Source organism: Pseudodesulfovibrio portus, from assembly GCF_026000375.1.
Taxonomy (GTDB): Bacteria; Desulfobacterota; Desulfovibrionia; order Desulfovibrionales; family Desulfovibrionaceae; genus Pseudodesulfovibrio; species Pseudodesulfovibrio portus.
This window is the reverse complement of record NZ_AP026708.1, coordinates 581,533-599,367: the sequence shown is the minus strand read 5'-3', so window position 1 is coordinate 599,367 and position 17,835 is coordinate 581,533. Positions and strand designations below refer to the sequence as shown.

Here is a 17,835-nt window from a genome sequence, read left to right as displayed (position 1 = left end):
GTGGCCTGGCAGCCGGTTGCGAGCACAAGGGCGCCGACCAGCAATAATAATGTTCGGAACATGGGAAATCTCCGTATGTGTCGGTCATGTTCGGCAGATATTACTCTATAGTTAGGACAGTGAGCCTGTCGGATTGAAGATAAGGATGAAAAACCGGCTGGCAAGGTGCAGCCGACGGTTGCAGTCAGGGCAGGGCGAAACCCTACCCGAGGCCCGGACAAATGAAAACCCCCGGGACTGAAAAGACGTGAATTGGCGGATCAAAACGTCGATTTGAGCATTTTCCGGCGGAGTCCGGGGGAAAATCGGTTTTTTTCGAAAAAAAGTTTCTCCCCTTGCCGAGGTGTTGTTTGACCAAGCAATCAATGGGTTTTACGTCCTTTTCAACCCGCGCGGGACAACGGTTTCAACGGTTGGGAGAGACTTGGAGATATTGACAAATTTCTCTTGGCTTGCATAGGTTTATACCTTGATTGTCAAGGGAGCTTCCGTGTTCAACCAAATGGAGGGAATGAATGTCCATCTCGTACGCACCGGCGGGCAAATCCGGCAAGTGGGATGGCGCTCTGGACTGGCTTCAAATGCTGTCCGGCGTCAGCCTGATTTTGTTCATGTGGTGCCACATGCTACTGGTTTCCAGTGTCGTCATCAGCCCTGATGTCATGAACGCCATCGCCTGGTTTTTCGAGGCGACCGGCATGGCTCAGGTCGGCGGCCCGCTTATTTTTCTCGTATTCCTGATGCACTTCGTGCTGGCTGCCCGGAAGATACCCTTCCGCATGGACGGCCAGAAGACCATCTGGCAGCACGCCAGGATGATGCGTCACGGCGACACCTGGCTGTGGGTTGTCCAGGCCGTCTCCGCCATGCTCATTCTGGTCATGGGTTCCATCCACATGTGGGTGGTCCTGACCGACCTGCCCATCACCGCCGCCAAGTCCGCCGCCCGCATCCAGGGCGGGTTCTGGGCCGTGTTCTACCTTTTCCTCCTGCCCCTGGCCGAGTTGCACGTGGGCATCGGTTTCTACCGCATCGGGGTCAAGTGGGGGTTCGTCAAGGACAAGGATCGCTCCCGGTTCAAGCGGGGTGAGAATATCCTCACCTTGATATTCATCGGCATCGGCCTGATCACACTGGTCCGGTTCCTTTTCCTGGCCGTCAACTAACGGAGAAATTGCCATGCAGACTATCTACACCGATTTTCTTGTTGTCGGCGCGGGTCTGGCGGGCGAGCGCGCTGCCGTTCAGGCGGCCGACGCCGGTTTCTCCGCCATTTGCCTGAGCCTGGTCCCGGCTCGCCGGTCCCATTCCTCCGCAGCACAGGGCGGCATGCAGGCTTCCCTGGGCAACTCGGTCATGGGCGAGGGCGACTGTCCCGACGTCCATTTCGCGGATACGGTCAAGGGCTCCGACTGGGGCTGCGACCAGGAGGTCGCCCGGCTGTTCGCCGACACGGCCCCCATCGAGATGCGCCGCCTGGCCCACTGGGGCGTGCCGTGGAACCGCGTGGTTCCGGGCAAGTCCATCTACTACAAGGGCGGCAAGCAGTTCGAGAAGGTCGAGGCCGAGGACAAGGAAGGGCTTATCATGGCCCGCTCCTTCGGCGGCACGGCCAAGTGGCGCACCTGCTACACCTCGGACGGCACCGGCCACGCGGTCATGTGCACCATGGACAACCGGTGCGCCGAGAAGGGCGTCGAGGTCCATGACAAGACCGAGGCCATCGCCCTGATCCAGGACGGCGAGACCTGCTTCGGCGTGGTCGCCCGTTGCCTGCGCACCGGCGAGCTGCGCGTCTACCTGTCCAAGGCGACCATGATCGCTGCGGGCGGCTTCGGGCGCATCTACCCCAACACCACCAACGCCGTCATCTGCGACGGCGGCGCGCACACCATGTGCCTCAATACCGGCGTGGTCCCCATGGGCAACATGGAGGCGGTCCAGTTTCATCCCACCGGCATCGTGCCCACGGACATCCTCGTCACCGAGGGCTGCCGCGGCGACGGCGGGACCCTCCTGGATGTCAACGAGAAGCGGTTCATGCACGAATACGAGCCGGACAAGGCCGAGCTGGCCTCCCGCGACGTGGTTTCACGCTGGATGACCCATCACATGCGCGAAGGCCACGGCGTCAAGTCGCCCTACGGCGAGCACCTGTGGCTCGACATCCGCCATCTGGGCGAGGAGCACATCACCGGCAAGCTCAGGGAAGTGTACGAGATCTGTACGTCCTTCCTGGGCGTCGATCCCATTCACCAGCTCATCCCGGTGCGTCCGACCCAGCACTATTCCATGGGCGGCGTGCGCACCAACAAGGACGGTGCTGCATACGGCCTCAAGGGGCTGTTCGCAGCGGGCGAGGCCGCCTGCTGGGATATGCACGGCTTCAACCGGCTGGGCGGCAACTCCCTGGCCGAGACCGTGGTCGCGGGCGGCATCATCGGTCGCAAGATCGCGGAATACCTCGAAGGCAGCGAGACCGAGTTCAAGACTTCGCTGATCAACGACGAGGTCAGGAAGCAGCAGTCCCGCATCGATGCCCTGGTCAATTGCACCAACGGTTCCGAGAACGTCTACAAGGTCCGCAAGGCCATGCAGGACGCTCTGCATAAAGGCGCAAACATCTTCCGCAACCAGCAGGGTCTTGAAGCCTGCGTCGCCGAGTTGCAGGAGGCGCTCATCCGTTCCAAGAACGTGGGCCTGCGCTCCGACGGCAAGGGCGTGAACCCGGAACTGGCGTCCGCCCTGAAGCTCGAAGGCCAGGTCAAGATGGCGCTCATGGTCGCCTACGGCGCGTTGCAGCGCACCGAGTCGCGCGGCTCCCACAACCGCGAGGACTTCACCGCGCGGAACGACCGCGACTGGCTCAACCGCACACTGGCCTACTGGAAGAACACGGATGACACGTTGCCGACGCTCGAATACGAACCGGCCACCGAGGTCGTGGAGATTCCTCCGGGAGACCGTGGATACGGCAAGTCCGAAATCATCAGCGCCGACACCCCGAAGGGCAAGGGAAAGAAGGGTAAATAAATGTCCAGATTACTGAAATTCAATATATTCCGGTATAATCCCGAGGACACCCAGTCCGAACCGCACATGCAGGAGTTCGTGCTGGAAGAGACCGACTCCATGACCCTGTTCATCGCCCTGAACCGCATCAGGGAAGAGCAGGACCCGTCCCTGCAGTTCGATTTCTGCTGCCGCGCGGGCATCTGCGGCTCCTGCGGCATGGTCATCAACGGCCGACCCGGCCTGGCCTGCCACACCAAGACCAGGGACCTGCCCGGCGAGATCACGCTGCTGCCCCTGCCTGTCTTCAAGCTGGTGGGCGACCTGTCCGTGGACACCGGTTCCTGGTTCCGCGAGATGTACACCGCCACCGAGTCCTGGATCCACACCGACAAGGAGTTCGATCCGACAGCCCTTGAGGAGCGCATGGACAACAAGGACGCCGTGGCCATCTACGAGCTGGAGCGGTGCGTGGAGTGCGGTTGCTGCATCTCCGCCTGCGGCACGGCCCGGCTGCGCGACGACTTCATCGGCGCTGCCGCCCTCAACCGCGTTGCCCGGTTCCTCATCGACCCGCGCGACCAGCGTTCTGAAAACGACTACTACGAGATCATCGGCAACGACATGGGCATCTTCGGCTGCATGGGGTTGCTGGCCTGCGAAGACGTCTGCCCGAAACACCTGCCGTTGCAGAACCAGCTCGGCTTCCTGAGAAGGAAGATGGGCATCACGTCCCTGAAGCGGATATTCAAGAAATAGCTTTGACGAACCGGGGAGGGCGTGTGCCCTTCCCGGTTTTTTCATACCAACTTATATGAGAAGGGTGCTGATGCCGCACCCCCTGCCCGGTAAACCCGGGTGTGAGGAGTTGTCATGAGAGACATTCAATATTCGGACGTCGTGGAAGCCGTCGCCGCCATGTGCATCAAGGCGAACACCGAGCTTCCCGCAGATGTCCGCAACAAGTTCGAGCAGGCCATGGCCGAGGAGACGTCTCCGTCGGCCAAGGAAGTCCTGCGCCAGTTGTTGGAGAACGCCGACCTGTCCCTGGAGACCAAGCTGCCCCTGTGTCAGGACTGCGGCCTGGCCGTCTACTTCGTGGAAGTGGGCGACGACTGCAGGGTGGTGGGCGGCAACTTGCGCGAGGCCATCGACGAGGGGACGCGCAAGGGATACGCCGACGGCTACCTGCGCAAGTCCGCGTGTGATCCGCTGACCCGCGCCAACACGGGCGACGGCACCCCGGCCATCGTGCATTTCGACATGGTTCCCGGCGACAAGCTCAAGATCGCCTACATGGCCAAGGGCGGCGGGGCCGAGAACATGTCCCGCGTGACCATGCTGGCACCGGCCCAGGGCTGGGAGGGCATCAAGAAGTTCGTGGTCAACCGCGTGGCCGAGGCCGGGCCCAACCCGTGCCCGCCCACCGTCATCGGCGTGGGCATCGGCGGCACCTTCGAGCACGCCGCCAAGATCGCCAAGCGGGGACTTTTGCGCACCCTTGACGATACCCATCCCGATCCGGAAATCGCGGCCAAGGAAAAGGAACTCGAAGAGGCCATCAACGCGCTGGGCATCGGCCCCATGGGGCTCGGCGGCAAGACCACCGTGCTCGGCGTCAAGATAACCATGGAACCGTGCCACCTGGCGTCCCTGCCGCTGGCCGTCAACGTCCAGTGCCACTCCCAGCGTCACGAGGAGGTCGAACTCTAATGGCCGAATACAAGCTGAACACCCCCCTGACGGATGCGGACATCGAGCAGCTCAAGGCCGGTGACGTGGTCTTTTTGACCGGCACCATTCACTCCGCGCGCGACGCGGCCCACAAAAAGCTGTTTGAACTGCTGGACGCGGGCAAGGAATTGCCGTTCGAGCTCGAGGGTTCCGCCATCTATTACGTGGGTCCCTCCCCGGCCCCTCCGGGCCGTCCCATCGGGTCGGCCGGTCCCACCACCAGCTACCGCATGGACACGTATGCCCCCCGCCTGCACGCGCTCGGCATGAAGGCGTCCATCGGCAAGGGCAAGCGCAACGACGAGGTCAAGGCGGCCATGAAGGAACACAAGGGCGTGTACTTCGGCGCCACCGGCGGCGCCGGCGCGCTCCTGTCCAATTCCATAGTGGAATCCACGGTCATCGCCTTCGAGGAGTTGGGGCCGGAGGCAATCCGCGCAATGAAAGTGAAGGATTTTCCGCTGTTGGTCATCAATGACTGTCATGGCGGGGAATTGTACGTCAAACCCAAGCTTGACACCGCTGAATAATTGAGACAAGCAGGGGTTGGGCGCTTTGGAGCCCGACCCCTGAATTTTCTTCCTTCAGGGGGAAGGAAAAGATAGCAATATCAGAGGATTGTCATGGAAAAAGCCTATTTCGAAAATGTTGATTCGCATGAGAACGAGAAGAAGGACGAGAAGACCTTCACGCCGTTCCCGGGTGCTGACGAGAAGTACGACGACGGTTCCGACTGGCGTCTGTACAACCCGGACAAATACCGCGATCCCAACTGGTCTCCTGACAAAGAATAAGTAAAGGGACCGCGAGGTCCCTTTTTTTAAGATCGATTGCATGAATCGGTCGCACTTGAGTGCGGCCGGTTTTTTATTTCATGGACAAGGCGTTGGCCGACATCGTCAGGCCGAACCGGCTCTGACCGGCGCCGTTTTTTGATTTGAATTCTTCAAGGGCTTTGTTCAAACGGGAGATGAGCCTGTCGTCGGTGTCCCGGCTGAAGGCGAAATAGAGCGGCTCTTCTTCATAGACATGGTAGATCACGAATTCGTCGAGGGCCATGCCCAGCCCTTCGAAGAGGGAAGGGGCCCCGCGTTCGTTGGTCGCGAACAGGTCCACTTCACCGTTGCCGAGCATTCGCAGGGACTTGACGTGGGTCGGTGTCCTTTTCAGCTCCGTCTTGGCGAATCCGCCCTCGAGCAGGGCCTTTTCCGGGCGGCTCCAGCGCACTGCGGCGATGCGGTACTTCTTGAGGTCGGATTTGAACGGAATGACCAGGTTGTCTTTCCTGCGCCCGATGAGCACGATCTTCGAGTTCATGACCGGCCCGACCCATTTGTAGAGCGGCTCGGTCACGGGCGTGCGTTTGGCGTTGACGATGATCTGCCTGGGCGTGCGCGCCGCGCATTCGTATGCATACGCCCACGGGGTGAGCTTGTATGAGCGATCGGATAGCGGCGTGCCGCACATTTCCATGATGGCGTTCAGGGCCGCAACCGACACGCCTTTGACGGTCAGCCCCTTGCTGACGCTGTAGGGCGGATAGGGTGCGGCCAGGGCAGTGAAGCTGTCCGCGCTGGCTGTCGTGGCGAGAAACGTGAAGAGCAGTGTGAAAATCAGGGCTGTCGTGGTGCGCATTAATAGTCCTGTCAAGTTTTCGTCTTTTAGCAACACTTGGGCTCACAATGCAATACCTGTTCCAGGTAAAAACCGGAATTCCTTTCTTTTCGGCAGGTGCCGTGTCGAATAAAACTGGTTGACAAAAATGCGGCAATAGTTACTATAAACATAGTTATCCGAGTTAACCGGTGCAGACGTTGTCGGAACGACTGACGCCGGAGCCGTTAACAGCATCAGCATGCATTCTCCTCTTCTTGCCCCGGGGATCGGCCGTCTGCCGATCCCCATTTCCTTATTGATATACGCCGTCATAATTGTGCGCCATGCAATCAGTCAGGCTCTTGCAAGGTCAGGGTTTTCAGAGTATCTCAACTTCCTGAGATAAGGAGTAGAACATGCCTGACAAATTCGCCCGGAGAATGAGCACCGTGCATCGGTCGTTCATCCGGGAAATCCTGAAAGTCACCGCCGACCCGGAGATCATCTCCTTTGCGGGCGGCCTCCCCAACCCTGAATTGTTTCCCGTCGACGCCATGGACAAGGCCTCCCGGCAGGTTTTTGCCGACATCGGCGCCTCGGCGTTGCAGTATTCCACCACCGAGGGCGACGCCGGTCTGCGGGCCATCATCGCCAAGCGGTATGCGGATCGCGGCCTGACCGTGGACCCGGATTCCATTCTGGTCACTACCGGCTCCCAGCAGATTCTGGACATCTGCGCCAAGGTCTTTCTGGACAGGGGGGACAAGGTGGTCATCGAGCGGCCCGGTTATCTCGGAGCCATCCAGGCCTTTTCCATCTTCGAGCCGGAGTTCGTGACCGTGTCCCTGGAGGACGACGGCCCGAATCTCGAAGAACTGGAAGCCGCCTTCAAGGATGGGGCCAAGTGCTTTTATGCCGTGCCCAATTTCCAGAATCCGTCGGGCGTCAGCTATTCCCTTGAAAAGCGCAAGGCCGTGGCCGAGTTGACGGATCGGTACGGTGTCCTTTTTGTCGAGGATGATCCCTACGGCGAGCTGCGTTTCCTGGGCGAGCACCTGCCGAGCGTCTACGCCTTCTGCAAGACCCCCGGCATCCTGTGCGGCTCCTTCTCCAAGATCGCGGCCCCCGGTTTCCGCATCGGCTGGGTCGTGGCTGGAAAGGAAACCTACGACAAGCTGGTCATCGCCAAGCAGGCGGCCGATCTGCATACTTCCACCGTGTCCCAGGCCATCATGCGCCGCTATCTCGAGACCAACGACATCGAGGCGCACGTGGCGCTCATCAAGGAGCGGTACGGTCGCCAGCGCGAATGCATGGTGGAGATGATCGGCAAGTATTTCCCCGCCGAGGTGACCATCACCCGTCCCGAGGGCGGCATGTTCCTCTGGGCGACCTTGCCCGGGTACATGTCTTCCATGGACCTGTTCGACGCGGCCATCAAGGAGAAGGTGGCGTTCGTTCCCGGACGGCCGTTCTATGTGGACGGCACCGGCGAAAACACCCTGCGCCTCAATTTCTCCAATGCCGACGAAGCGCGCATCGAAGAGGGCGTCAGCCGACTCGGCAGGGCCATCAAGGCGTTCATGAAATAACGTTTCCGGCCATGAGGGATGGCCGGGGCAGAACATATCCAGGTGTATTCAATGTCCCAACATATTGTTGTCATCGGCGGCGTGGCCCTCGGGCCGAAGGCCGCCTGTCGTTTCAAGCGGCTGGAGCCCGGTTCCACCGTGACCATGATCGACCAGAGTTCCATGATTTCCTATGGCGGCTGCGGCATTCCGTACTACGTCTCCGGTGACGTGTCCGACGCGGTGCAGCTCTGCCAGACCAGCTTTCACATGACCCGCGATCCCCAGTTCTTCAAGGACGTCAAGGGGGTGGACGTCCAGGTGCTGACCCGCGCCACCCGCATCGATCGCGACAACAAGCGCGTCGAGGTGGAAAACGTCGAGACCGGCGAGAAGGCGTCCATCGACTACGACAAGCTGGTCATCGCCACGGGCGCGGCCCCGCGCAAGCTCGGCCTGCCGGGCGAGGACCTCGAAGGCGTCAACTACGTCGCCAACCCCGGCGACGCGACCTGCATCCGCGAGTCCATTTCCAAGGGGCAGGTGGGCAAGGCCGTGATCATCGGCGCGGGCTTCATCGGCCTGGAAATGGCCGAGGCCTACGCCGACATGTGGGGGGTCGAGACTTCCGTGGTCGAGATCATGGACCAGATCATGCCCCGCCTGGTCAGCCCGGCCCTGGCCACCATGGGCCAGAAGCACATGGAAGAGAACGGCGTGAACTTCTACTTCGGCGAGACCGTCGAGCGCATCGAGGGCAAGGACGGCCGCGTCACCCGCGTGGTCACCAGCAAGCGCACCCTCGACGCCGACGCCGTGATCATCTCCGCAGGCGTGGTGCCCAACTCCGATATCGCCAAGGAGGCCGGGCTGTACGTGCACGAGCGCGGCGGCGTCTACGTGGACGAGTTCATGCGCACCAACGACCCGGACATCTACGCGGGCGGCGACTGCTGCATCGTCAAGAACCTGGTCACCGGCGCGGACGCCTTCCTGCCGCTGGGCTCCATGGCCAACCGCCAGGGGCGCGTCATCGGCACCAACCTGGCCGGGGGCAACGCCCGGTTCGACGGCGTGGTCGGCTCCTTCGTGGTCAAGCTTTTCGAAACCTCCATGGCCGGAACCGGGCTCAGCCTGGAATCCGCCAAGCAGTCCGGTTTCGACGCCATGTCTGTGCTGCTCATACAGCAGGACCGCGCCCATTTCTATCCCACCAAGGAACTGATGACCCTGGAGATGGTGGTCAACAAGGCCAACCGCCGCGTGCTCGGCGTGCAGGGTTTCGGTTCCTCCGGGGACGCCATGGTCGGCCGCATCAACGCCGTGGCCGCCATCCTCAAGTCCGGCCCCACCATCGACGATATCTCCAACATGGAGCTGGCCTATTCCCCGCCGTTCGCCGCAGCCATGGACATCCTCAACACCCTGGCCAACCTGGCGGACAACGCCCTGCTCGGCATCAATCGCGGGGTCGGCCCCGACGGCTTCAAGGAGTTGTGGGACAAGCGCGACCAGGATGCCTGCTTCTTCCTGGACTGCCGCGAGAACGCGGACGCCGTTCCCTACATGGAGCGCAACCCGGAGTTCTGGCACAACGTGCCCCAGGGCGAAATCTACAACCGGCTGGACGAAATTCCCACGGACAAGCCCATCGTGCTCGTCTGCAACACCGGCGCACGGTCCTATGAGGCCCAGATCATGCTCACCGAAAAGGGCTACAAGGACGTGACCAACATCCACGGCGGCATGGCCTCCATCAAAAAATACGGGGTGGATTTGTAGAATGGTCTAGGGATGCCTCCGGCGGCTGCTCGCCGCAGGGGCGTCTCCGACAGGCAGGGCGCTGCCCTGCACCCGCCAGGGAGCAAAGCCCCCTGGACCCCCATCGTCGCCTCCGGCGAGGGCGTATCGACAAGGCCCGCCGTAGCGGGTTGGCGATTCGGGCAAGTAAAAACGAGAAACGCCGTGCCATGTTCAAACATGGTGCGGCGTTTTTTCTTGCCCGAATCGCGGGGTGTTTTTTGGAGAATGGGGCGGAGGGAGAGGAGAGGATTTGAACCTCCGATGGAGTTCCCCCTGTACACGCTTTCCAGGCGTGCTCCTTAAGCCGGACTCGGTTTCTTCCGCTGATTCAGGCACTTATCCAAGTGCAACTGGAGTCAAAAGAAACTGTCCGAGGGTCTGTTTTTCAGCAATTCACCGCAGCAACTGCTGGCTGTGATGTAGCAAGTTGATGTAGCAAAAATCAAGAGAGTTCCGCGATTTCTTCCTTGATCATTCTGATTTCTTTGTACACAAGGTTCAACGTTTCTTTGTTCTTTTTATATTTTTTCCTGTAATCAAACATGTACCATGCAAGGCCGATGGCAAGTATGAGGCTTGCACCACCCGTAATGCCGATCGTTCCAAGGGATATGAGTAAGCCGAGAAGAGCTAGTTCATTGATTGACGATTTGGTTTCTTCCTCAAGTCGTCCAGCATGACGTTGAAGGTCTTCGATCTCTTGATGTAGCTCATTAATTCTATCCGCACTCATAACGTCTCCATTGCGTTTGCCTTACTCAGCAAATTTAAAATAAGGAAGGTCTATTTTCAAGATATGATTAAAATTTATGAGTCCAGCATCTATTGTGTCTTTTAGTTTAAAAAAATATTCAACTCCTAGCGGTGTGTTAATATATTCTCTTCCACCCCTAATAGCCATTCCCAAGCCTACAAGCTCTCCCATATGATCATACACCCCAGATTGGAACTTATAGTTTAAATCTTTTTTACAATTATTGTCACAACCATCAACTTGAAATGCAATATTAGACATTGCTTTTAATGCTTTGCAATAATCCGTGTACTTATCAGACACTTCATAGAGATAATCAAGCTCATCATACTCCTTAGAAGGCCTACTTAACATTTCTCTTCTATCTGAAATTTTTTTATATAATTCATACGCTTTTTTATATTCTATTTGGCTTGCAGATTTCATTTTCACCATATCAATTTGATCATTACCCCAGCAAATTCCGGCAAATACAAAAATGAATAGAAGTACAAGGACAACCTGTTTCATCTGTTACCACCTTGTTCTGTTTGCCATTCTATATCACTAGTCCCCGGCCATGAAAAGAGACTGCAGCTTTTAGGTCACATCCCCAGAGTCTTCCTCAGCCGCACCATCAGCCTCTTCACGTTCCTCGTGTGCCATCTGCATCCACGGGCGGTCTTGATCTTCTGGCTTTTCCGTTTCAGTGCGATTCAGGCCAGTCCATCTTGGGTATACCCTAGATCGACACCGCATTCCTGCATGTTGAATGTCCATCTAGAATTCGAAAAGGCCTTGATTGACATATTGTCAATCAAGGCCTTTTTGAAAATGAACACTGATAATCCATCCCCCCGGAATGCGGCATATCCTTTCCAACCAGCATCACCCTCGCCGGAGGCGCACTAAAAAGCTTTGGAAAAGAAAGGGGATGGGGGTCTGGGGGAAGGGGAAGGAAAGAACCTTTCACGAAAGGTTTTTCCTTCCCCTTCCCCCAGCCGCCGGAGGCATCTTAAATCCGTCCTTCCTCCACGCCGTGGCAGGCGACGACAGTGCCGTTGGCCAGGGTGCGCTGCTGGGGGATTTCCTGGACGCAACGGTCGTTGGCGTGCGGACATCGACCGTGGAACACGCAGCCGGTGGGCAGGTTGATGGGGGTGGGCACGTCGCCTGAGAGGCGGATGTGGCCGCCCGCCTGGCCGCCGAGTTTGGGGATGGCCGAGAGCAGGGCCTGGGTGTACGGGTGCTGCGGGTTGGAGAACAGCTCCTTGGCCGTGGCCAGTTCGCAGACGCAGCCGAGGTACATGACGGCCACGCGGTTGGAGATGTGCTCGACCACGGACAGGTCGTGGGAGATGAACAGGTAGGTCAGGCCGCGTTGTTCCTGGGCGTCCATGAGCAGGTTCAGGATCTGGGCCTGGATGGAAACGTCCAGCGCGGCGATGGGCTCGTCCGCGGCGATGAATTCCGGGTCCACGACCAGGGCGCGGGCAATGGAGATGCGTTGGCGCTGGCCGCCGGAGAACTCGTGCGGGTAGTTGGTGGCCCAGACCGGGTCCACGCCCACCTGGGTCATGACCTCGGCCACCTGGTCGCGCACCTCGGCCCGGGTCAGGTCCGGGTTGTGGAAGCGGACAGGCTCCTCAAGAATCTGGCGGACCGTCATGCGCGGGTTGAGGGAGGCGTACGGGTCCTGGAAGACCATCTGCATCTTGGTGCGGTATGGGCGCATCCTGGCGGAGCTCAGGTTGTCGATGCGCTCGCCGCGATAGTGGATTTCGCCCTTGTTGGGCCGGTACATGCGCATGACCGTGCGGGCCAGGGTGGACTTGCCGCAGCCGGATTCGCCGACCACGGCCAGGGTCTCGCCGGGCTGCACGTCCAGGGTGACGTTGTTCACGGCCTTGACCACGGTCTTCTTGCGGACGATCTTGCCGCCCGAGAGCCGGAGCTGGTCGATGAAGGAGCCGGAGATGTCGAAGTGTTTGTCCACATCGCGGATTTCAAGGATGGCGGTCATGATTATTTGCCTCCTTCGCACGCGAAGCAGGCTGCTTGCGTTCCGTTTTCAACATCGGCGAGAACCGGAATCTCCGTCTTGCACCGCTCCAGGCGGACGGTACACCGAGGCTCGAATGGGCAGCCTTGGGGCATGTCCAGGAGCGACGGCATCATGCCGGGAATCTGGTTGAGCCGTTTTTTGCCGCCCGCCATCTGCGGCAGGGCGGCGATCAGCCCCTTGGTGTAGGGGTGGCGCGGGTTCTTGATGATTTCCTGGGCCGGGCCGAGTTCCACCACCTTGCCCGCGTAGAGCACGGCGATGCGCTGGGTGACCTCGGAGACCACGGCCAGGTCGTGGGTGATCAGGATCAGCCCCATGTTCTCGGTTTCGCAGAGTTCGAGCAGCAGGTCCATGATCTCGGCCTGGATGGTCACGTCTAGCGCGGTGGTCGGCTCGTCCGCGATGATCAGCTTGGGGCTGGTCAACAGCGAGATGGCGATGACGATGCGCTGGCGCATGCCGCCGGAGAATTCGTGCGGGTATTGCTTGAGGCGCTTCTCCGGTGAGGGGATGTACACCTTTCTGAGCTTGTCCAGGCAGATGGCCTCGGCTTCCTTTTCGGATACGTCCATGTGGGCCAGGATGGTTTCCTTCATCTGGGTGCCGATGGTCAGCACCGGATTGAGGGTCATCATGGGGTCCTGGAAGATCATGGAGATGTGATGGCCCCGGATGTCGCGCATCTGATCGGCGGAGTACTTGGAGATGTCCGTGCCGTCGAAGATGATCTCGCCGCCGGTGATCTTGCCGGGCTTGGAGATGAGCTTGATGAGCGAGAAGCCGAGCACGGATTTGCCCGCGCCGGATTCGCCGACAATGCCGAGGCGTTCGCCCTTGTTGATGACCAGGTTGACGTCGCGCACGGCCCGGACCGTTCCGGAGCGCAGGGCGAAGTCCACGCGGAGATTCTTTATTTCAATGAGTTTTTCCACGGATTACCCCTTGTAGAGTTTGGGGTTGAGGAAGTCCCGCACCCAGTCGCCGAGCAGGTTGATGACCAGGATCAGGGTGACGAGCAGGATGCCGGGGAAGATGGTGATCCACCAGGAGCCGGAGAAGATGTACTCGAATCCGGCGGTGATGAGCGAGCCGAGCGACGGCTTGGTCACGGGCATGCCCAGTCCCAGGAAGGAGAGGGCGGCTTCGCTCATGATGGCGTTGGCAACCTGGACCGTGGAAATGACCAGCACCGGGGAGAGGGTGTTGGGCAGGATGTGCCGCCACATGATGCGTGTCTTGGAAAGGCCGATGACGCGGGCGGCTTCGACGTATTCCTTGCCTCGTTCGGCCAGCACCGAGGCGCGAACGGTTCGGGCGTACTGGGGCCATTCGGCCAGCCCGATGATGACGATGATCAGCGGGACGGCCACCTTGTCGTATCCGGCCACGCCGAACGCGGTCTGGACGATGGCCCCGATGAAGATGGCGACCATGTAGGTGGAAAACGAGAGCTGCACGTCGGCGATGCGCATGAGGATGTTGTCCAGCCTCTTGATGTATCCGGAGAGCAGCCCGACCACGATGCCGAGGAAGGCCTGGAGACAGACCGCGCCGACGCCGATGAGGATGGACACGCGCATGCCGTAGAGCATGGTGGAGAGCATGTCGCGGCCCTGTGCGTCGGTGCCGAGCAGGAACTTGGCGTCCCCGCCGGGAGACCAGGAGGGCGGCACCTGGGCGTCCATGATGTCGATGGTGGTCGAGTCGTAGGGATCGTGCGGCGCGATGACCGGAGCGGCAAAGGCCGAGAACACGAGCACGGCCAGGATAACGAAGCAGGTCATCGCCACGCGGTCGTGGAGGAAGCTGTGCAGCATGTAGGAGTCTTTGAAGCGTTGCCAGCGGGTTCTCATGCTATTGCCTCCCCGCCACGCGGACCGTGGGATTGACCAGGCCGTAGATGATGTCCACGAGGGTATTGACGAGCACGAAGACGATGCCCACGAACACGAGGTAGGCGACCATCAGCGAGGTGTCGGAGCGCTCCACGGACTCGATGAACATGGACCCCATGCCCTGCCACTGGAAGACCGTCTCGGTCAGGATGGTGAAGGCCACCATGATGCCGAGCTGAACGCCGCCCACGGTGATGACCGGGAGCAGGGTGTTCTTGAAGGCGTGGACCAGCCAGACGCGGCGGGGCTTGAGGCCCTTGGCCCAGGCGTATTTGACGTATTCGCTTTCCAGCACTTCCATCATCTCGGATCGGATCAGGCGGATGAACAGCGGGAGCATGATGGAGGAGAGCGCGATGGACGGCATGATCAGGTGCTTGAGACCGTCGAGGGTCACCAGCCCGGAATCCCACCAGCCGAACAGCTGGACGGTTTCGCCCCGGCCGTAGGATGGCAGCCAGTGCAGTTCCACCGAGAAAATATATATAAGGAGAATGGCCGTCAGGAAGACGGGCATGGACACCCCGACGATGGACCCGCCCATGACGAACCGCGACAACAGGCTTTTTGGCTTGATGGCGGCGTGGATGCCCAGCGGGACGGACAGGACCACGATGATCATGGCGGCGCAGAAGACCAGCTCGATGGTGGCGGGAGCTTTCTTGACGATGACTTCGGCGGCGGGCTTCTTGAAGAAATAGCTCTGGCCGAGATCGCCCTGGATGGCATCGCCCAGGAAGCGGACGTACTGGACCATGAACGGGTCGTTGAGCCCGAGGCGTTCTCTGATCTGGGCCCGCTCCGCAGGGGTGACGCGCTGGCCCACGAGATCGCGGATCGGGTCGCCGAAATTGTGCTTGATGGCGAATCCGATGAAGCTGATGATCAGCATGACGATCACGGCCTGTATGATTCGCTTTACGGTGAATGCAAACATGTTGACTCGTTGACGCTTGTGTTTCCCGGGCACGGGATTGTGGCCGGTATTGGTTTTACTGGTCTTTTTTAATCAGGCACCAGTAGACGCCTGTCAGGTGAAAGGGGAACCCAGGCCGAGGCCGGGGTTCCCCTTTATTGTTATTTTTCCGTCAAGGCAAGTGGTGATTGTCCCTACTTGATGACCAGGTCTCCGAAGTACGGGAAGTTCATGACATTCACGATTTCTTCGGTGTTCATGCCGGACTTGGAGGCCCAGGACAGATTCTGCCAGTGCAGCGGAATGAAGCCGGCTTCGTCGTACTGAATCTTTTCCACTTCCTGGCAATCGGCTGCGCGCTTGGCCGGGTCGGTCTCGGTCTGGGCGGCCAGGGTCAGTTCGTCGACTCTTGCGTTGCAGTAGTTGCCGGAGTTGTACTGGCCGTAGCCGGTCTCGGCGTTGCGACACATGGACAGGAACTCGTAGAAGTTGCCGGAGTCCTCGGTGTCGGAGTGCCAGCCGATCATCTGGATGTCGGCGGCCTGGGCGTCGAACTCATCCCAGTACTGGGCCTTGGGCATGGTCTTCAGCGAGATCTTGATGCCGATCTTGGACATCATGGAGACGAAGGCCTCGGCGATCTTCTCGTCGTTCACGTAGCGGTTGTTCGGGGCGATCATGGTGGCCTCGAAGCCATCGGGGTAGCCGGATTCGGCCATCAGGGCCTTGGCTTTTTCGAGGTCGAAGCGCAGGGGCAGGTTCTCGTTGTGGCCGACGTAGCCCTTGGGGGACATCTGGCTGGCAGCGGTTGCGAAGCCCTTCATGATCTTTTCGACAACGCCGTTGTTGTCATAGGCATAGGCCATGGCCTGGCGGACCTTGGCGTCGGCCAGGGCCGGGTTGCGCTGCTGGTTGAGCTGGAAGGTGATGATGCGGGAACCGGACATGGTGATCAGCTTCAAGCCGTCGGTGGACTTGATGCGGTCCAGGTCCTGAGGCGGCACGGGCATGATGAAGTCGACATCACCGGACAGCAGGGCTGCCACGCGGGTGGCGTCGTTCTTGATCGGGGAGAGGACGATTTCCTCGATGTTGCCGTTCTTGTCCCAGTAGTCGGCAAAGCGGGTGAAGACGGTCTTCACGCCCTGCTCACGCTGGGTGACGACGAACGGGCCGGTGCCGGATTCGTTCTCGTTGGCAAAGGAGTAGTCGGTCTTGATGATCAGGTCCTTGGCTTTGCCCTTGTCGTCGGTGCCGGAGTAGAACATCTTGTCCATGGGGAAGACGTAGGTGGCCATGTTGAGCACCAGGCCGTAAGGCTTCTTGGTGACCAGGTCCACGGTGTGGGTATCCACGACGGTCGCGCCGACGAAGGGTTCGAACAGACCTTTGTAGTCGTCGGATTTCTTCAGGCGGTCGATGGTGAAGACCACGTCTTCGGCGGTGAAGTCGTTGCCGGAGTGGAACTTGACGCCCTTGCGCAGGTAAAAGCGCATGGTCAGGTCGTCGATGCGTTCCCACTTTTCAGCAAGGCGCGGCACGAAATTCATGTCCTGGTCGTAGCGCACCAGGGAGTCGAAAACCATGTGGGAGTACTGCAGCATGCCGCCGGACAGCTGGACATGGGGGTCCAGGGAGACGGGATCGGCATCCATGGCGAGTTTCAGGGTGACTTTGGCAGGGGCCTCCGGAGCCGGAGCGGCTTTTTCGGCTTCTTTTTTCTCTTCGCCACCGCAACCGACCAGCATCAGAGCCACGATCAGGGTGAGCAACAGCAGAGAGAATTTGCCGGCGGACTTGAACGTCGACAGTTTCATATTGATTCCTCCATAAATTTAACCAGTTACGCCAACAGTGGCGCTTTCCATACCTCTCCTCCGTCCATGGGACGGATATGCCCGCCCGGTCTTGCTCATCCGGGGTTGCTTGAACCCCGGAACAGGGCGTAAGAAGGAGCGGACAAAATCACGCTATGCATACACTTTTCATTTTGTTTTAACAATAGTGGAATGGGATATGCCTTAACGTCTTTAAGGATGAATTATGTTCATGAAAGTTTGCAGATTTATCATTTTGGCGACTTTTATTCTAACTTTGCCCGGTTGTTTTGGTGGATATTCCGACGACGTCGGTTTGGAGGTGGCGGACGTCGTTTTCCTCGATGACGACTATGAGGCCGAAATCGCAGTGGAAAAGGGCGAGGCGTTCGGGGTGGACGTACCGTACCCGGTCGACGGCGTCTACGTCCTCACGGGTGCTTCATTTGATCCGGCGTTGTTTCGCATGGAGCGGTATCTTGAATACGAGGATGGCGGCGAGCCGCGCGTGCGTTACCTGTTCACCGGCCTGGCCGACGGGGCGGGCGACGTGAACGTGAAGATGCGCCCGGCAGCCGGTGGGCCGGAGGACGTCTACCGCACGGTGCGGGTCCTGGTGGGCGGGAGCTCGGGCATCCTTTTCTGATCGCATCTAAACCGAATCCGGAATTGTGACGATGAGGAGGGAAACCT

General features: G+C 59.5%; 18 protein-coding genes and 1 tRNA gene. 9 read left to right on the top strand and 10 right to left on the bottom strand.

Annotated features, from left to right (window positions below):
- The first annotated feature begins 515 nt into the window (after positions 1-515).
- From OO730_RS03025 to OO730_RS03000, 6 genes are all read left to right on the top strand, one after another.
- Positions 516-1,166, top strand: a complete 651-nt coding sequence (locus OO730_RS03025) for a succinate dehydrogenase/fumarate reductase cytochrome b subunit (protein WP_264983103.1) — start codon at positions 516-518, stop codon at positions 1,164-1,166.
- Positions 1,167-1,179: 13 nt separating this feature from the next.
- A complete protein-coding gene (locus tag OO730_RS03020; RefSeq protein WP_264983102.1) occupies positions 1,180-3,033 on the top strand; it encodes a fumarate reductase flavoprotein subunit in 1,854 nt (617 codons plus the stop codon).
- On the top strand, positions 3,034-3,771 hold the full coding sequence (locus tag OO730_RS03015) for a fumarate reductase iron-sulfur subunit (protein WP_264983101.1): 738 nt from the start codon (positions 3,034-3,036) through the stop codon (positions 3,769-3,771). It begins immediately after the preceding gene.
- Between the two features lie 114 nt (positions 3,772-3,885).
- Positions 3,886-4,725 (top strand): fumarate hydratase, encoded by an 840-nt coding sequence (locus OO730_RS03010; RefSeq protein ID WP_264983100.1) that lies wholly within the window; start codon positions 3,886-3,888, stop codon positions 4,723-4,725.
- Positions 4,725-5,276 carry a Fe-S-containing hydro-lyase gene (locus OO730_RS03005; RefSeq protein ID WP_264983099.1) on the top strand — a complete coding sequence of 184 codons (552 nt, stop codon included), beginning with the start codon at positions 4,725-4,727 and terminating at the stop codon, positions 5,274-5,276. Before OO730_RS03010 ends, OO730_RS03005 begins: the two co-directional genes overlap by 1 nt.
- Before the next feature lie 93 nt (positions 5,277-5,369).
- Positions 5,370-5,540, top strand: coding sequence for a hypothetical protein (locus tag OO730_RS03000; protein WP_264983098.1), 171 nt, complete (start codon positions 5,370-5,372; stop codon positions 5,538-5,540).
- Between the two features lie 73 nt (positions 5,541-5,613).
- On the opposite strand, the gene OO730_RS02995 is transcribed toward OO730_RS03000, so the two are convergent.
- Both OO730_RS02995 and OO730_RS02990 read right to left on the bottom strand, forming a co-directional pair.
- Positions 5,614-6,381: a substrate-binding periplasmic protein gene (locus OO730_RS02995; protein ID WP_264983097.1), complete on the bottom strand. Its 768-nt coding sequence runs from the start codon at positions 6,379-6,381 to the stop codon at positions 5,614-5,616.
- A gap of 42 nt (positions 6,382-6,423) precedes the next feature.
- The gene (locus OO730_RS02990) at positions 6,424-6,603 is read right to left on the bottom strand and encodes a hypothetical protein (protein ID WP_264983096.1); all 180 of its coding nucleotides are present in this window, start codon (positions 6,601-6,603) and stop codon (positions 6,424-6,426) included.
- Positions 6,604-6,758: 155 nt separating this feature from the next.
- On the opposite strand from OO730_RS02990, the gene OO730_RS02985 reads away from it, so the two are divergent.
- Together OO730_RS02985 and OO730_RS02980 are read left to right on the top strand one after the other, a co-directional pair.
- The gene (locus OO730_RS02985; protein WP_264983095.1) at positions 6,759-7,934 is read left to right on the top strand and encodes an aminotransferase-like domain-containing protein; all 1,176 of its coding nucleotides are present in this window, start codon (positions 6,759-6,761) and stop codon (positions 7,932-7,934) included.
- Between the two features lie 51 nt (positions 7,935-7,985).
- Positions 7,986-9,695, top strand: coding sequence for an FAD-dependent oxidoreductase (locus tag OO730_RS02980; protein WP_264983094.1), 1,710 nt, complete (start codon positions 7,986-7,988; stop codon positions 9,693-9,695).
- A 247-nt stretch (positions 9,696-9,942) separates the two neighbouring features.
- Here OO730_RS02980 and OO730_RS02975 read toward each other — a convergent pair.
- From OO730_RS02975 to OO730_RS02940, 8 genes are all read right to left on the bottom strand, one after another.
- Positions 9,943-10,040: transfer RNA gene (locus OO730_RS02975), tRNA-Ser, on the bottom strand.
- A gap of 118 nt (positions 10,041-10,158) precedes the next feature.
- A complete protein-coding gene (locus OO730_RS02970; protein ID WP_264983093.1) occupies positions 10,159-10,449 on the bottom strand; it encodes a hypothetical protein in 291 nt (96 codons plus the stop codon).
- 21 nt (positions 10,450-10,470) lie between these two features.
- Complete coding sequence (locus tag OO730_RS02965; RefSeq protein ID WP_264983092.1) at positions 10,471-10,980, bottom strand: hypothetical protein; 510 nt, start codon at positions 10,978-10,980, stop codon at positions 10,471-10,473.
- A gap of 484 nt (positions 10,981-11,464) precedes the next feature.
- Positions 11,465-12,472 (bottom strand): ABC transporter ATP-binding protein, encoded by a 1,008-nt coding sequence (locus OO730_RS02960; protein ID WP_264983091.1) that lies wholly within the window; start codon positions 12,470-12,472, stop codon positions 11,465-11,467.
- 2 nt (positions 12,473-12,474) lie between these two features.
- A complete protein-coding gene (locus OO730_RS02955) occupies positions 12,475-13,446 on the bottom strand; it encodes an ABC transporter ATP-binding protein (protein ID WP_264983090.1) in 972 nt (323 codons plus the stop codon).
- Between the two features lie 3 nt (positions 13,447-13,449).
- A complete protein-coding gene (locus OO730_RS02950) occupies positions 13,450-14,367 on the bottom strand; it encodes an ABC transporter permease (protein ID WP_264983089.1) in 918 nt (305 codons plus the stop codon).
- Between the two features lies 1 nt (position 14,368).
- Positions 14,369-15,346: an ABC transporter permease gene (locus OO730_RS02945; protein ID WP_264983088.1), complete on the bottom strand. Its 978-nt coding sequence runs from the start codon at positions 15,344-15,346 to the stop codon at positions 14,369-14,371.
- Between the two features lie 173 nt (positions 15,347-15,519).
- The gene (locus OO730_RS02940; protein WP_264983087.1) at positions 15,520-17,142 is read right to left on the bottom strand and encodes an ABC transporter substrate-binding protein; all 1,623 of its coding nucleotides are present in this window, start codon (positions 17,140-17,142) and stop codon (positions 15,520-15,522) included.
- 322 nt (positions 17,143-17,464) lie between these two features.
- On the opposite strand from OO730_RS02940, the gene OO730_RS02935 reads away from it, so the two are divergent.
- The gene (locus OO730_RS02935) at positions 17,465-17,788 is read left to right on the top strand and encodes a hypothetical protein (protein WP_264983086.1); all 324 of its coding nucleotides are present in this window, start codon (positions 17,465-17,467) and stop codon (positions 17,786-17,788) included.
- Positions 17,789-17,835 lie beyond the last annotated feature (47 nt).

Bases quoted from the DNA above. Each gene is read 5' to 3' on its own strand.
- OO730_RS03025 (WP_264983103.1), top strand. From the start codon at position 516: ATGTCCATCTCGTACGCACCGGCGGGCAAATCCGGCAAGTGGGATGGC.
- OO730_RS03020 (WP_264983102.1), top strand. From the start codon at position 1,180: ATGCAGACTATCTACACCGATTTTCTTGTTGTCGGCGCGGGTCTGGCG.
- OO730_RS03015 (WP_264983101.1), top strand. From the start codon at position 3,034: ATGTCCAGATTACTGAAATTCAATATATTCCGGTATAATCCCGAGGAC.
- OO730_RS03010 (WP_264983100.1), top strand. From the start codon at position 3,886: ATGAGAGACATTCAATATTCGGACGTCGTGGAAGCCGTCGCCGCCATG.
- OO730_RS03005 (WP_264983099.1), top strand. From the start codon at position 4,725: ATGGCCGAATACAAGCTGAACACCCCCCTGACGGATGCGGACATCGAG.
- OO730_RS03000 (WP_264983098.1), top strand. From the start codon at position 5,370: ATGGAAAAAGCCTATTTCGAAAATGTTGATTCGCATGAGAACGAGAAG.
- OO730_RS02995 (WP_264983097.1), bottom strand. From the start codon at position 6,381: ATGCGCACCACGACAGCCCTGATTTTCACACTGCTCTTCACGTTTCTC.
- OO730_RS02990 (WP_264983096.1), bottom strand. From the start codon at position 6,603: ATGCTGATGCTGTTAACGGCTCCGGCGTCAGTCGTTCCGACAACGTCT.
- OO730_RS02985 (WP_264983095.1), top strand. From the start codon at position 6,759: ATGCCTGACAAATTCGCCCGGAGAATGAGCACCGTGCATCGGTCGTTC.
- OO730_RS02980 (WP_264983094.1), top strand. From the start codon at position 7,986: ATGTCCCAACATATTGTTGTCATCGGCGGCGTGGCCCTCGGGCCGAAG.
- OO730_RS02970 (WP_264983093.1), bottom strand. From the start codon at position 10,449: ATGAGTGCGGATAGAATTAATGAGCTACATCAAGAGATCGAAGACCTT.
- OO730_RS02965 (WP_264983092.1), bottom strand. From the start codon at position 10,980: ATGAAACAGGTTGTCCTTGTACTTCTATTCATTTTTGTATTTGCCGGA.
- OO730_RS02960 (WP_264983091.1), bottom strand. From the start codon at position 12,472: ATGACCGCCATCCTTGAAATCCGCGATGTGGACAAACACTTCGACATC.
- OO730_RS02950 (WP_264983089.1), bottom strand. From the start codon at position 14,367: ATGAGAACCCGCTGGCAACGCTTCAAAGACTCCTACATGCTGCACAGC.
- OO730_RS02945 (WP_264983088.1), bottom strand. From the start codon at position 15,346: ATGTTTGCATTCACCGTAAAGCGAATCATACAGGCCGTGATCGTCATG.
- OO730_RS02940 (WP_264983087.1), bottom strand. From the start codon at position 17,142: ATGAAACTGTCGACGTTCAAGTCCGCCGGCAAATTCTCTCTGCTGTTG.